At 43.3% G+C, this 14,808-nt stretch carries 10 protein-coding genes and 1 pseudogene; 1 reads left to right on the top strand and 10 read right to left on the bottom strand.

What is annotated here, in order from left to right:
- Positions 1-40: 40 nt before the first annotated feature.
- From erpA to CDG61_RS00470, 5 genes are all read right to left on the bottom strand, one after another.
- Complete coding sequence (erpA, locus tag CDG61_RS00490; protein ID WP_087551631.1) at positions 41-376, bottom strand: iron-sulfur cluster insertion protein ErpA; 336 nt, start codon at positions 374-376, stop codon at positions 41-43.
- A 121-nt stretch (positions 377-497) separates the two neighbouring features.
- Positions 498-1,505, bottom strand: coding sequence for a putative solute-binding protein (locus CDG61_RS00485; RefSeq protein ID WP_087551632.1), 1,008 nt, complete (start codon positions 1,503-1,505; stop codon positions 498-500).
- 55 nt (positions 1,506-1,560) lie between these two features.
- Complete coding sequence (locus tag CDG61_RS00480) at positions 1,561-2,556, bottom strand: putative solute-binding protein (protein WP_087551633.1); 996 nt, start codon at positions 2,554-2,556, stop codon at positions 1,561-1,563.
- Positions 2,557-2,690: 134 nt separating this feature from the next.
- The gene (locus CDG61_RS00475) at positions 2,691-3,701 is read right to left on the bottom strand and encodes a putative solute-binding protein (protein ID WP_087513932.1); all 1,011 of its coding nucleotides are present in this window, start codon (positions 3,699-3,701) and stop codon (positions 2,691-2,693) included.
- A 255-nt stretch (positions 3,702-3,956) separates the two neighbouring features.
- Positions 3,957-4,964 (bottom strand): putative solute-binding protein, encoded by a 1,008-nt coding sequence (locus tag CDG61_RS00470; protein ID WP_087551634.1) that lies wholly within the window; start codon positions 4,962-4,964, stop codon positions 3,957-3,959.
- A gap of 236 nt (positions 4,965-5,200) precedes the next feature.
- On the opposite strand from CDG61_RS00470, the gene CDG61_RS00465 reads away from it, so the two are divergent.
- Positions 5,201-7,135: an ATP-binding cassette domain-containing protein gene (locus CDG61_RS00465; RefSeq protein ID WP_087513930.1), complete on the top strand. Its 1,935-nt coding sequence runs from the start codon at positions 5,201-5,203 to the stop codon at positions 7,133-7,135.
- An 859-nt stretch (positions 7,136-7,994) separates the two neighbouring features.
- On the opposite strand, the gene CDG61_RS00460 is transcribed toward CDG61_RS00465, so the two are convergent.
- The 5 genes and pseudogenes from CDG61_RS00460 to dnaA all read right to left on the bottom strand — a co-directional run.
- On the bottom strand, positions 7,995-8,354 hold the full coding sequence (locus tag CDG61_RS00460) for a hypothetical protein (RefSeq protein WP_087513929.1): 360 nt from the start codon (positions 8,352-8,354) through the stop codon (positions 7,995-7,997).
- Positions 8,355-8,541: 187 nt separating this feature from the next.
- Positions 8,542-11,010, bottom strand: coding sequence for a DNA topoisomerase (ATP-hydrolyzing) subunit B (gene gyrB, locus CDG61_RS00455; protein WP_087551635.1), 2,469 nt, complete (start codon positions 11,008-11,010; stop codon positions 8,542-8,544).
- A gap of 52 nt (positions 11,011-11,062) precedes the next feature.
- On the bottom strand, positions 11,063-12,145 hold the full coding sequence (gene recF, locus CDG61_RS00450) for a DNA replication/repair protein RecF (protein WP_087551636.1): 1,083 nt from the start codon (positions 12,143-12,145) through the stop codon (positions 11,063-11,065).
- A 21-nt stretch (positions 12,146-12,166) separates the two neighbouring features.
- The gene (gene dnaN / locus CDG61_RS00445) at positions 12,167-13,315 is read right to left on the bottom strand and encodes a DNA polymerase III subunit beta (RefSeq protein ID WP_087513926.1); all 1,149 of its coding nucleotides are present in this window, start codon (positions 13,313-13,315) and stop codon (positions 12,167-12,169) included.
- Between the two features lie 116 nt (positions 13,316-13,431).
- Positions 13,432-14,759, bottom strand: a pseudogene (gene dnaA, locus CDG61_RS00440) (chromosomal replication initiator protein DnaA); the annotation flags it as partial.
- Positions 14,760-14,808: the final 49 nt, after the last annotated feature.

The raw sequence follows: 14,808 nt of genomic DNA, 5'->3' as shown, positions 1-14,808 counted from the left end.
AAAAAAAGCCCTCAGTGGAGGGCTTTTTTTTAGTCTGCAATTAAATGGAGAAAGATGAACCACAGCCACAGGTGGTGGTTGCATTCGGGTTATCCACGATAAAACGTGAACCTTCCAGACCTTCGATATAATCCACTTTAGAACCGACCAGATATTGATAGCTCAGCGAATCAACCAGCATTTTTACATCGCCATTGGCAAATTCAGCATCATCTTCATTCATGCTTTCTGCAAAATTAAAGCCATAAGAAAAACCTGAACAGCCGCCACCTGTTACGTAAACACGTAACATCAGTTCCTGATTGCCTTCGCTGTCACGCAGCTGGCGAACTTTCTTTGCAGCATTATCAGTCATCTCAAGCGCTGGTGCATTCATGATGGGGCTTCCTCAAACAATTTGGATGGCTTAAAAACAAAAACCATATATTCAGTATAACATACTCAATATATGGTCAGTGTGTGAACTTTAAAGTTTATTCAGAGTAAAAAACTCAGAATTATTTATAGTTCTCGTCCTGCATGGAACATTCGAAGTTCTTTGGATCCTGTTTACAGCGGAACTGCCATAACAGTTTCATCATACGCTTGTCATAAACACCACGTTTGGTCAGATCAACACGCGATTCACGCATCATCTTCTGGTAACCCGGTTTATCCGAAGCGGGTACTTCCATCCAGTATTTTGCAGGAATATCAGACTTCATTTTGCCCAGAATCGTAAATGCACGCGGTAACTGTGTTTTCACCCAGTCACGAGACTTCTGTCCATAGCCCGCTGGGAATTTTTCTGGACGGATAATCAGATTGCCTGTGACCTGGAGAATTGGATAATTGACGATCGCTCCCTTCGTACCCAGACCTTTATGTAACTCCAAAGGTTTGAACACAGCTGCTGGCGCACCAATAATGTCGACCTGACCATTGTTGAATTTTGCACCAAAATTGGTGACATCTGCACTCACAGCCTGTGCACCAATCTGCTGAACCATGATTTTCTGTGCCTGGTCATAATCCAGTACTGCAATTTTCTTACCTGCCGCTTTGGCAACGCTATTGATACTGCGGTCATTGACCATCAGGAATGCATCACCTACAGGAATGACACCTGCGACTTCATACTTTCCATTGACCATATATTTTGCAAATGTTGGGCTGGCAAGTCCCTGCATCACTTTAACCGCAAGGTTCAGATCTGGAATCGCACCAATGGCATCCAGCGAACCTGTAAATTCATTGAACTGACGGCCACGCATCCCTGTTACACTGATGGCATCACACTTGCCCGCTTTAAAGTCTTCAGCAATCACGGCTTCATTCTGACCAACGCGCAGTTCAATATCTGCACCCCAGTTTTTTGCCGCCAGCTGATAATCTTTCATAAGCGTATAAACATCACCGCTTTTACCGACCAGGTCAAACACACACATTACCTGTTTTGCCTGAACTGCACCTGCTGCTGTCATCAGACCTGCACCAAGCATCAAAACTTTAGACCATTGTTTCATTTTTTATTTCCTTGTCATTGTTTTTTGTTATTCAGTCACACTGAATTATTAAGGTTTATTCATCATTCAGCGGACACTCAAAAGACTGAGGGTCTTCACTGCAACGAATTTTTTTCATCAGTCCAAGCACACGCTTATCAAAGCGTCCTGATTTCATCAGATCAATACGGGCTTCCCGCATCAGTTTAATATAACCAAGATGATCTTCTTTCGGCACATTCAGCCAGTATTTCGCAGGAATATCCTTTTCAAGTTTACCAATAATCTGTGTCGCCCGCGGCAACTGAGAAGCCACATACGTCCGACTTTTCTGACCATAATCATCAGGGAATCGGTCTTTGTGAATGATCAGATTTCCTGTGATCTGTGCCAGTGGAAAACGATAAATTGCACCTTTTATACCCAGTCCCCGATACAGTTCAAGCGGTTTGAAAGCCACTGCCGGCGCTGCAATAATATCCACCTGACCGTTATTGAATTTTGGTCCAGCACTTAAAATATCGGTGGTCACAGGCTGTGCCCCCAGTTTCTGTACCATTTCTTTCTGAGACTGATCAAAATCCAGAACCGCAATTTTCTTGCCTGCTGCTTTGGCAACGGTGTTGATACTGCGGTCATTCACAAAAATATATGCTGCGCCAATCGGAATAAGACCAACAACCTCATAATCATTGCGGATCATCTCTTTTGCAAACTGCGGACGTGACAGAAACTGTAAAAATTTAATGGCACTGCTCAGAGATGGTAATGCGCCTGGCGCATCAATAGAACCTGTAAATGAATTGAACTGACGTCCACGTAAACCACTGATGGCAACACCATCACAGCGCTTCGCCTTAAAGTCTTCTGTCGCCACGCGCTCATCGTTATAGACTTTGACATCCAGATCAGCACCCCATTTTTTTGCTTCGAGGGCATAATCTTTCATCAGCGCATAGGCATCGCCTGCCTTACCTGCGACATCAAAAACACAGAATGTCTGTTTTGCCTGTACATTAAGGGCAAAGAAAAGACCTGCTGCCAGTACAAATCCTTTTTTTTGTGGTTTCATTTTCATCCTGAAAATTTTATTTATTCTGTGATCAGATTAATCTTTTTTTTAAGCCTTGCGAATGGCACAAATGACACAACTGCTGAAAGCAAAAAACCTGGATCAAATCCAGGTTTTTTGCTTATAAATCAGAATTATTCACCACCAAGTGAACACTCAAAGTTTGCTTTATCGACAGAACAGCGTGCTTTTTTCAGTACGCTCATCATGCCGGCATCATAAATACCCGATTTCGTTAATTCCAGACGGCCATCACGCATCAGTTTCTGATATTTCAGTTTATCTTCTGCAGTCAGGTTCATTTTATACTTCGCAGGAATACCACTTTCCAGACGGTTGATCATGGCAAAGCTTTTCGGCAGATTCTTCACAAAATAATCACGAGATTTCTGACCAAAACCTGCAGGGAACTGTTCAGGACGGATAATAAAGTCAGCTGTTACCTGTAACACAGGGAAGTTGAACATTGCACCGTTTGTTCCCAGACCTTTATAGATTTCCAGTGGCTTATACGCATAGGCTGGCGCACCAACCATATCCACCTGACCATTGTTGAATTTTGCAACAAAGTTTGACACATCAGACGCAACAGCCTGAGCACCGACACGCTGTACTAAGATTTTCTGCGCGTTGTCATAGCTTAAAACAGCAAACTTTTTACCTGCTGCTTTTTCAATGGAGTTGATGCTTTTATCACGCACAAAAATGAATGCAGAACCTAAAGGTGCAATACCTGCAACTTCATATTTTTTTCCGCTGAGATTAGTCGTCATTTTTGCAGCATTACGGCTGTCCAAGGCAAAAGTAATTGCTTTCTGTGCAATTGCATTGCTTGGTACACCACCAATTGAATCAATTGATCCTACAAATTTATTATACTGACGTGCACGCATGGCAGTCATAAAGACGCCATCACATTTACCCGCTTTAAAATCGTTATCAGCAACTGCTTCATCCTGACGTGGGATCAGATTCACATCTGCTCCCCATCCTTTTGCAGCCAGTGCCCATTCCTGAGCCATCTGATAAGACTCACCGGATTTGCCCAGTAAATCAAATACACAGACATCCACTTTTTCAGCCTGAGCTGTTGTTGTGATACCTACCGCTGTAAAAGCAGCCAATGCAAGGAGGGTTTTTTTCATTGTATTTTTTCCTTTAAGAATCTTGTTGTCACATAAGTGTCCATACACCAGATAATTTTAAGCAAGTTCCCGATAAAAAAATAGAGCATTTACTCCATTTTTTTTGATTATTTCTTACTTTTTTAACAACATATGAACCAGGTATCATTTTATAAATATAAAAATACAATTTTTTCATATAGTTATATTTTTATAAGATTTATGCCTGATTTACATTGCAAACTTTTTTTTACAATGTCACTAAAAACAGCCTACCTATTCGCCACCCAGTGAACATTCAAAATTGGTCCGTTCAACCGTACAGCGTGCTTTTTTCAGTACAGTCATCATGGTTGCATCATAAACACCCTGTTTAGTCAGATCCATACGCCCTTCTCTTAACAGCTTCTGATACTTTTCCTGATCTTCTTTTTCCAGATTCATTTTATATTTTGCCGGTATTTCAGCTTCCATACGTTTCACCAGCGCAAAACTTTTCGGCAGCTGTCTGACAAACCAGCTTCTGGACTGTGCAGCAAAATTATCTTCAAACTTTCCAGGTCGGATAATCAGATCAGCTGTCACATTGACTACAGGAAAATTAAACATTGCTCCTTTCGTACCGAGACCTTTATACATCTCAAGTGGTTTAAATGCGTAAGCTGGTGCAGCAACAATATCCACTTCACCTGAATTGAATTTTTTAATAAAGTTCGAAATATCAGACATGACCGGCACAGCACCAAAACGCTCCACCATCATTTTCTGTGCCTGGTCATAATGCAGGACAGCAAATTTTTTCCCTTTGCCTTTTTCAAGGGTATTGATGGAACGGTCACGGACAAATATATATGCTGTTCCAATCTGACCAATGCCTGCAACTTCAAACTGTTCCTTGCCAATTGTACTGACCAGTCTTTTATTGTTTCTCTTATCCAGGACATAAGCGATTGCTTTCTGGGCAATACTGTTACTGGGAACACCGCCTAGTGCATCAATTGAACCTGCAAATTTGTTATATGAACGGGCACGCATGGAGGTCATATAAAAAGCATCACATTCACCGGCTTTAAAATCACTCTCAACTTTGGCTTCATCCTGATAAGCGATCAGATTGATATCCCCACCCCAGCTTTTTGCAGCCAGTGCCCATTCCTCAAGTAATTTATAGGATTCTCCCGCTTTTCCCAGCAGGTCGAACACACAGACATTTTCCTTTGCTTCTGCCACACTGGAAGCCCCTAGAACTGTCAGTGCAGACAATAACAAAATTCCTTTTTTCATTATCCTTCCTCATTATTCTTTTCTGGTTTTCATGCTCTTTGACTATAACGCTGTTCTTTTTCCAAAAATAGATCAATTACTCCATTTCCGACAAAATGCAGATTTCCTGAATAAAATCACAACTTTCCATCAACCAGTAGACATATTCTGCTGTCTGTCTTTTCTTCGCATTATTTTTTCATTTCCCTACAGCTTCCTTTAGAATATGCCCAACTTTTGCTTCGTTTGATAATTCAATGATTCAGCTCGACCAGCTCTCTATACGCCGCAATGGACGCATATTATTTCAAAAAGCATCCATGCAACTTCATCCAGGCTGGAAAATTGGCTTAACCGGGGTCAATGGTGCGGGCAAATCCACCCTTTTTTCTGCTTTACTCGGTGGCATGGAATCTGACAGTGGTTCTCTGACCCGTCCTGCGGTATGGACAGTAGCGCACATGGCTCAGGAAATTAAAGCACTGGACATGAAAGCCATTGATTTTGTGCTGTCAGGCGATGAAGAATACTGGAGTATTCAGCATAAACTGGAACATCCGGATCAACTGAGTGACGAAGAGATTGCTCATCTTTATGGCCGTTTTGACGAAATTCACGGCTATACCGCGCCATCCAAAGCTGCACAGCTGATGGCTGGACTTGGATTTTTTGAACATCAGTCAGAACTGCTGGTTTCAAGTTTCTCAGGTGGATGGCGGATGCGCCTGAATCTGGCACGTACCCTGATGAGCCGTTCGGATCTCCTGCTGCTGGATGAACCGACCAACCACCTGGATTTAGACGCTATTTTATGGCTGGAAGACTGGTTAAAAGCCTATGAAGGTACTCTGATTCTGATTTCACATGACCGTGATTTCCTGGATGCCATTACTGACCATATTCTGCATATTGAAAATCAGGAACTGACGCTTTATACGGGTAATTATTCAACCTTTGAGCGTACCCGTGCAGAGCGCCTTGCACAACAGCAACAGGCTTATGAAAAACAGCTGGAAACCCGTGCGCATTTACAGAAATATATTGACCGTTTTAAAGCTCAGGCAACCAAAGCCAAACAGGCACAGAGCCGGATCAAACAGCTGGAACGTATGCAGGAACTGTCTGCAGCTCATGTAGACACCCCTTTTACGTTCAGTTTCCGTGAACCGAGTAAAATGAGTTCACCATTGTTGCAACTGGAGCATGCTGATATTGGTTATGGCGATAAACTGATTGTCACCAATGTCAGTTTGCAGATTACGCCGAACAGCCGTATTGGTTTACTGGGAATGAATGGTGCGGGTAAATCCACCTTAATCAAATCACTGGTGGGTGATCTTCCTCTGATCCAGGGGCACCGAAAAGCCTCTGAATTACTCAATATCGGTTATTTTGCCCAGCATCAGATGGATGCCCTGGATGGTCATGCCAGCCCAATGCTGCAACTGTCACGTATTGCTGATAAAAAAATCAGTGAAGCGTCGTTACGTTCATTTCTGGGAAGTTTCGGCTTCAGTGGTGAGCGCATGGATACCCCGAGTGAAAGTTTCTCTGGTGGTGAACGTGCCCGTCTAGCTTTGGCTTTAATTGTATGGCAACGCCCGAATGTGCTGATTCTGGACGAACCAACCAACCACCTGGACCTGGATATGCGTCATGCCCTGACTATGGCACTTCAGGACTTTGAAGGTGCGGTAGTACTGGTTTCACATGAACGCCAGCTGATTTCTGCTGTGTGTGATGAACTGATCCTGGTGCATGGTGGTCAGAGCCGTGAATTTGAAGGTGATTTAACTGCTTATGCAGACTGGTTACGCCAGGCACGCATCGACATGATCAAAAATGGTCAGAAACCTGCAGCACCTGTTCAGTCGCAGGTCGTTGAAAAAACTGTTATTTCAAAACTGGATAAAGAAGGTCAGCGTAAGGAAGCCGCCCGTCAGCGTGAACTCAGCCGACCGATACGTAAAAATATTGAAAAAAATGAAGCTCAGATTGAGAAAATTCAGCCACGTCTGGCACAGATTGAAGAACTGCTTGCAGATACATCCCTTTATGAAGCCAGCAGAAAGGATGATTTACTGAAACTGATGAATGAACAGACTGAACTGAAAGGAAAACTGGAACAGATTGAAGAACAGATGCTTGAACTGATGATGCAGCTGGAAGAACTGGAAAGTTCTTTCGAATAAGTCATTCCAGTCAGCCTATTCCACTTAAAAAGCCGTTATTTAACGGCTTTTTTTTGGGTCTGTAGAAAAATAATGAAGTCTTCAGCAAGACCTGATTGTCAGCAAACCGCTGGGGTATCTCTCGACGTTGAAATATAAAAACAATTAACTTATTGATTTAATTATAATTATTTTAATTAATAACTTTTATTTATATATTTCCGTGGAACATCTTTAGTTATTCTTAATATTAATTAGTCTGACTTAAGAGTATCATTTATTAAATAAATACAGTATCAATCCATATCCCTGTGACCCTGAGTCAGACATTTAACCTGAAAGACTGTTAACCCAGTTACCAATCAGATCAATACCCGCTGAAACTCAGATTTCATTCATATTTTTAAATTCATAACGCAGGGATTAAAACCAGCAAACAACTTATGGATAAATAAAAACAGTATCCTGTCTGTCACTCTCAACGGATTATCAGATCTGATACTGAAATTTCGAGATTTGATGTGGATAATTTTTTATTCAACCCGTTTAAATTTTCTTATTGACTGTATTTTCAGAGCCTTAAACTAAGTTATCCACAGTATTTACTGGTGCTATTTTATCCTGGTTTTGTATAAAACATCGTCAATTCTGACGAATGACAAGTGATTATTTTCATTTTAAACAGGGACAGGAGTGGCTATTTTTGATTCAAAATAACCACCCTGAATGAACTTTTTACGGAGAAAAATTTTATATTTTGATTATGTTGAATATTTTTATCTGCATTTACTGTATAAAATGCATCTGAGAAGATGTTCTCAGAAGGCTGATCTGCTCAATTCAACTCAAATATGACACCCATCAGGATGTCATTTCATGTCTAAGACAATTTCCTGGATTTACAGAAACGCAGTTCCACCACTTTCCATTCATCATAAAAAACCCATGATTCCTGTATCACAGTGGGTTCATTTTCCAGTTCCAGGGTAACCCGGCACTCAGTCAGATCGCGGTTAAATTCAAACTCCTCACTCATAATCTCTGGTTTCTGAGGCTTCCATACACCATTTTTAACTGCATGCGCAATTTTTTCATAACGGGTGTAATTACTCTCCGTCACGCCTTCCTTTTCATACACAACGCGAAAGGATTCATCTTCATATTGTGCAAGCACATCATAATTGCCTGTAAAAAATGCATTTACCCAGATATCACGGATATGTTCAAGTTGGTTATCCATCTCACAGCCTCTTGTTTTATATCTGATTTGTCGAATGATCCGATAGTCGCATAAAAATAAGACAGTTTGATAAAATTTAGATGACGTTACAGAGATACATCATAAAGATGTCAGCTGATACACCATTATTTTTCACAAAAAAAACCCTGAACAGCGGACTGTTCAGGGTTTTATCTGTTTAATTCAGTTAAGCATCAATATCAGCATTTAACGCATTTTCTTCAATAAAGGCTCTGCGTGGTTCCACATCATCGCCCATTAAGCAGGCAAACATACGGTCAGCTTCAATCGCATCCTGAATTGTGACCTGAAGCATATTGCGGTTTTCTGGGTCCATCGTTGTTTCCCAAAGCTGCTCAGCATTCATCTCACCCAGACCCTTGTAGCGCTGAATCATCATGCCACGGCGTGAATCGGACAGAATCTGCTGCCATACCTGATGGAAACTGGATACCTGAATTTTACGCTCACCTTTCTGCAAATAAGCACCTGCTTCGAGTAAAGTAAACCAGCTTTTCGAATTCTGCAGTAAACGCTTATATTCACTCGATGCAAGCAAACCCTGATCCAACAGATAATGATGCGGTAAATTATGCACATATACGGTCACACGCGGCCAGTACTGCATCACTTTCGCACCATCTGCGAGTTCTTTTTCAAAGGATTCAAGCGTAATTTCTGGACGTAAACCCGGTTGCTGTGCCTCAATAGCAGCACGTAACTGTTCTGCCCATTGTTTCACATAGTTTTCATCCTGGTTCTGATCCAGTTTAAATGCTTCCAGTCCAAGCAGACCATCCAGCAGACTTGCAGGATAACGTACAGTTAAACGCTGTAAGCTTTTTTGTGAAGTTTGATAATCTGAAATCACTTTTTCCAGTGCTTCGCCACGAATAGCCGGTGCTTCTGCACTGATATGCAGTTCCAGTTCATCAATCGCATTGGAAATCAGATAGGTTTCCAGTGCATCATTATCTTTAATGTACTGTTCCTGTTTGCCTTTTTTCAGCTTATAAAGTGGTGGCTGGGCAATATAAATATAACCACGTTCCACAAGTTCCGGCATCTGACGGAAGAAGAAAGTCAGTAACAGTGTACGGATGTGTGAACCATCCACGTCAGCATCGGTCATGATGATGATTTTATGGTAACGCAGTTTATCTGGATTATATTCTTCACGACCAATACCACAACCCAGTGCGGTAATCAGCGTACCCACTTCCTGAGAAGAAATCATTTTATCAAAACGGGCACGTTCCACGTTCAGAATTTTACCTTTTAAAGGCAAAATCGCCTGCATTTTACGGTTACGACCCTGTTTTGCTGAGCCACCCGCAGAGTCACCCTCGACCAGGTAAAGTTCAGACAGTGCTGGATCTTTTTCCTGACAGTCCGCCAGTTTCCCTGGTAAACCTGCAATATCCAGCGCACTCTTACGGCGTGTCATTTCGCGGGCTTTACGTGCTGCATCACGCGCACGTGCTGCATCAATAATTTTACCGGCAATGGACTTGGCAGCCTGTGGGTTTTCCAGCAGATATTCAGAGAATGATTTATTCATTGCCTGCTCAACCGCAGGTTTAACTTCACTGGACACCAGTTTTTCTTTGGTCTGTGAAGAGAATTTTGGATCAGGCACTTTCACTGAAACAATGGCAGTCAGACCTTCACGGGCATCATCACCCGATACAGCAACTTTTTCTTTTTTCAGTAAGTTTTCGCTTTCCATATAGCTGTTCAGACCACGGGTCAGCGCAGCACGGAAACCTGCCAGGTGTGTACCACCATCTTTCTGTGGAATGTTATTGGTAAAGCAACGTACATTTTCCTGATAAGTATCATTCCATTGCAGCGCTACTTCCACAGCAATGCCATTTTCAGCCTGTGTGGTGAAATGGAAAATTTCATTCAGATGGGTTTTGCCCTGGTTGATGTATTTAACAAACTCAGACAGACCACCTTCGTAATCGTAAATATGTTCCAGCGCGACACGCTCATCACGCAATACAATGCGTACACCTGCATTCAGGAATGACAGTTCACGTAAACGGCGTGCCAGAATATCCACATTAAAAATGGTCTGACTGAAGGTTTCAGCACTTGGCCAGAAGCGGACAACTGTTCCCGATGTGGTAGTGTCACCGATCACTTTCAGCGGATAAACCGGATCGCCGTGTTTATATTCCTGCTGATGAATATGACCTGCACGATGAATGGTCAGCTCCAGTTTACTGGAGAGTGCATTCACCACTGACACGCCTACACCGTGCAGACCACCAGAAACTTTATAGCTGTTGTCATCAAACTTACCACCTGCATGCAGGATGGTCAGAATCACTTCGGCAGCTGACACCCCTTCCTCAGGGTGAATATCGGTAGGAATACCACGGCCATTATCGGATACACTGACCGATTCATCTTCATGAATGGTTACAATGATCTCATCACAGTGCCCTGCCAGTGCTTCATCAATCGCATTATCCACGACTTCAAAGACCATATGATGCAGACCTGAACCATCATCTGTATCACCGATATACATGCCTGGACGTTTACGTACCGCATCCAGTCCACGTAATACTTTAATACTGGAGGAGTCATAAGCCTTTTCAGTGGTTAGTTCTGTTTGAGAAGCTGCTTGATCTTCTGAACTCATGGTTTCTCCCTGATAAATAATGGGTCTGTCCAAAACTGGCGAAAATATAAAATCATGGCCCAGCAACCTGAACCTGTCCCTGCTCCACATGGAACAACCGGTAACAGATAGATAAATCATGTAAATGTTTTTTTACTGATTGCTGGTCCAGCGTGGTGATAAAAACCTGACTGCCTAACTGGCTCAGACGTTCAATTAATCGCTGTTGTGCAGTTAAATCTAATTCTGCTGTCACATCATCCAATAATACCACAGTTTCCTTATTGCAGGCATGTAACATGGCAATTTGCGACAGTTTCAGCGCCATGATCAGCAGTTTTTTCTGCCCCCTGGACAGAACTGTATCAGCATCGCCCAATGGGGTTTTAAAATGCAGATCTGCACGGTGCGGACCGTATTCGGTATAACGTCTGTCCACATCTTTCTGGTGGTACTGAATCAGATCACTGGCCAATCCATGTTCCACATGGAACCCTGCGCTGTATTCCATCTGAATATCCAGATCAGGCAATAACTGAGCCAGATCCTGCTGCAGATACTGTTTCCACTGCTCCACTATTTCCATGCGCTGTGAATGCAGGATTTCCCCATAATCACTGAGCATTTTATTCCAGGGTTCAAGTTCTGACAGGGAAATATTGCGCTGTGACTTCAGCAGACTGTTACGCTGTTTCAATGCACGTGAGTAATACTGCCAGGCATGATAAAACTCTGGTTCCACGTGAAACATAAGCCAGTCGAGCAGCTGTCTTCTGGGTTTTGCACCATGATCAATAATATCTGTGCTTTGTGGGTCAATCAGCTGTAGCGGCAGTATGCGGGCAAGCTGCCCCTGTGTGGCAATGGAATCACCATTGACCTTAATCAGCTGCTCTCCACTCTGCAGTTTCTGCATGCCTATTTTTTCAGAGGCAGACTGGGCAAAGACCACGGCATCGGCAGTTTCATGCTGAATATAGTTTTTAGGAATATGGGTGCGGAAAGAACGCCCTGTTGCCAGCAGATGAATGGCTTCCAGAACGGAGGTTTTACCGGAACCATTCTGCCCATAAAAAACATTAAACGGCTGCAACTCATGGAGTGCAACCGCTTTCAGATTTCGGACACGTTGTATATTTAAACGCGTAATATGCATGGTTTTTAAAAGCCAGGCTGTTTAAACACGCATCGGCATGACCACATAGGTCTGATTCTGCTGGGTCGGATCCTGTACCAGTACAGACTGATTGGCTTCAGTCATGGTCATGGCAACATCATCGCCATCCAGCACGCTTAAAACGTCAAGAATATACTGCGCATTGAAAGACATTTCCATTGGCGTATCTGCATACTGAATCGCCAGATCTTCAACAGCTTCGTCCTGTTCTGGGTTATTGGCGCGTAACTGTAAAGAATCAGCACCAAAATTCAGAAATACACCGCGTAGTTTTTCATTACTTAAAATCGAAACACGCTGTAAAGACTGCTTGAACACATCATGCGCGATCACCACTTTTTTGTCGCCACCACGAGGAATAACACGGCGATAGTCCGGGAATTTTCCATCAATCAGTTTGGTGGTGAAACGGACTGTAATATCACCCTGCTCTTTATCCCGGCTTGGAGTACTGATGGTGACATTCAGCAGTTCACGACCAATCAGCAAGGTCAGCTGTTCATCTTCAATACTGAGCAGACGCTGTAATTCACCCACGGCTTTACGTGGCACAATAGCCTGAACCAGCTGACCCGCATTGGAAGACGCCAGTGTTTCACACAGCGCCAGACGGTGACCATCTGTGGTGACTGCACGCAACTGACTGTCATCAATTTCAAGCAGAGTACCGGTCAGATAAAAACGGACATCCTGAACCGCCATTGCAAACGCTGTTTTTTCAAACAGACGTTTCAGCTCACGTTCAGTCACCTGAACCTGAGTACCCTGAGTGTTTTCAGTGGTCAGTAATGGATAGTCTTCAGCAGGTAAAGTCCCCAGCACAAAACGGCTTGCACCCGATTTTAAAATACAGCGCTGATCTTCAGTGATCTGCAGATCCACAATCGCAGCAGCAGGTAAAGATTTACAGATATCCATCAGTTTACGGGCAGGAACCGTCGTTTCCCCTGGCTGCAGACAAGCACCCTCAGCAAGGGTGGTACTGGCCACCAGCTCAACTTCCAGGTCAGAACCTGTAATGGTTAAAGCCTGTTGATTTGCCTGAATTTTTACGTTTGAAAGAATATTTAAAGTATGGCGACGTTCAACGGCTCCGACCACATGTGACAACACATTGACTAAGCTTTCTTTCGCGATTTTCAAACGCACGATGGATTCCTCTAAATCTGGATAACGGTAAATAATCTGGGTAAATTTATTTTTTAGCTATGTACTATGCGGCAGAATATGCCGTATTGCAAGAACAGAATATGATCAAAAAATCAGCTTTGTAACAGACGCTGCAGATTCTTATAATCTTCATTAAAGATCGGATCTTCATCCCTTAAACTCAGGACTTTTTCACAGGCATGCATCACCGTACTGTGATCACGACCACCAAATGCCATACCGATTTCAGGGAAACTGTCTCCGGTCAGTTCACGTGCAAGCCCCATGGCCAGCTGGCGTGGACGCGCATAAATACGGGTACGCTTGGGTCCCATCAGTTCTTTTAATGGAATCCGGAAATATTCACTGACCACACGCTGAATATTCTCAGTACTGATGGTTCTTGCACGTATCGCCAGAACATCCTTCAAAGATTCACGGACAACATCAAGATCAATCACCGTACCTTTAAAGCGTGAAATGGCAACAACTTTGTTCAGTGCACCTTCCAGTTCACGAACGTTTGCCACCACCTGCTGCGCAATAAACAGAGCACAGTTACGCGGCAGTTCAACACCACTGCTTTCAGCTTTTTTTAATAAAATCTCAATCCGGGTTTCAATATCTGGTGGCTCAACGCCCACAGAAAGTCCCCATGAAAAACGGGACACCAGACGTGCATCCAGCTCAGTCAGCTCTTTGGGATAACGGTCTGATGTTAAAATAATCTGCTTGGATTCATCCAGTAAGGCATTGAATGTATAGAAAAACTCTACAAGACTGGCTTCTTTGCCTGCCAGGAGATGGATATCATCCACAAGCAACAGATCGAGAGAGCGGCAGTTCTTTTTAAATTCTTCCACTTTCCCCTGCTGCAGCGAGCTGACAAAATCCTGTACAAAACTTTCTGCAGTCATGTACATCACACGTGCATTCGGTTTCGCCTGAAGTAAGGCATTACCGACAGCCTGCATCAGGTGGGTTTTACCCAGACCTGTAGGACCATATAAAAACAGTGGATTATGCTGTGAAGCCCCCAGCTGTGTCAGAACTTTACGGCAGGTCTCTGCTGCCATCTGGTTGGAACGGCCTTCAACAAAAAGAGAAAAAGTAAACAGTGGATTCAGCTGACGCTTTCGACTGTTTTTAAGATTTCCCTCATCTTTTTCTTTTTTAGGCTTCGTTACAGGAACAGGCACTGATTCCAGCGCAGCAGTTGTGGTTGCCGGTTGTTCAGCAGCTGACAGGATTGCTCCAGGACGTGAATCCACCTGGATTTCAACTTTACGGACCCGACCTTCGGACAACTGTTCCGCAAGGATCGTGATCAGCTCAAGATGGTGCTCCTGAATATAACGCGTCCAGTAGGGATTAGGCGCATACAGACGGAGTATATCCCCTTGATCCTCAGCGACCAAAGGTCTTATCCACATCGTAAAGACATTACCTGATAACTCTTGACGCAAACGGGTCAAGCAGTCTGTCCAAAGCAT

It is taken from the genome of Acinetobacter sp. WCHAc010052 (assembly GCF_002165295.2).
Classification (GTDB): domain Bacteria; phylum Pseudomonadota; class Gammaproteobacteria; order Pseudomonadales; family Moraxellaceae; genus Acinetobacter; species Acinetobacter chinensis.
Note: the sequence above shows the minus strand (reverse complement) of the source record. Positions and strands in the feature narration are given on the sequence as shown.

What these genes read in the sequence shown, in the direction of transcription:
- erpA (WP_087551631.1), bottom strand. Translation starts at nt 376, where the DNA reads ATGAATGCACCAGCGCTTGAGATGACTGATAATGCTGCAAAGAAAGTT.
- CDG61_RS00485 (WP_087551632.1), bottom strand. Translation starts at nt 1,505, where the DNA reads ATGAAACAATGGTCTAAAGTTTTGATGCTTGGTGCAGGTCTGATGACA.
- CDG61_RS00480 (WP_087551633.1), bottom strand. Translation starts at nt 2,556, where the DNA reads ATGAAACCACAAAAAAAAGGATTTGTACTGGCAGCAGGTCTTTTCTTT.
- CDG61_RS00475 (WP_087513932.1), bottom strand. Translation starts at nt 3,701, where the DNA reads ATGAAAAAAACCCTCCTTGCATTGGCTGCTTTTACAGCGGTAGGTATC.
- CDG61_RS00470 (WP_087551634.1), bottom strand. Translation starts at nt 4,964, where the DNA reads ATGAAAAAAGGAATTTTGTTATTGTCTGCACTGACAGTTCTAGGGGCT.
- CDG61_RS00465 (WP_087513930.1), top strand. Translation starts at nt 5,201, where the DNA reads ATGATTCAGCTCGACCAGCTCTCTATACGCCGCAATGGACGCATATTA.
- CDG61_RS00460 (WP_087513929.1), bottom strand. Translation starts at nt 8,354, where the DNA reads ATGGATAACCAACTTGAACATATCCGTGATATCTGGGTAAATGCATTT.
- gyrB (WP_087551635.1), bottom strand. Translation starts at nt 11,010, where the DNA reads ATGAGTTCAGAAGATCAAGCAGCTTCTCAAACAGAACTAACCACTGAA.
- recF (WP_087551636.1), bottom strand. Translation starts at nt 12,145, where the DNA reads ATGCATATTACGCGTTTAAATATACAACGTGTCCGAAATCTGAAAGCG.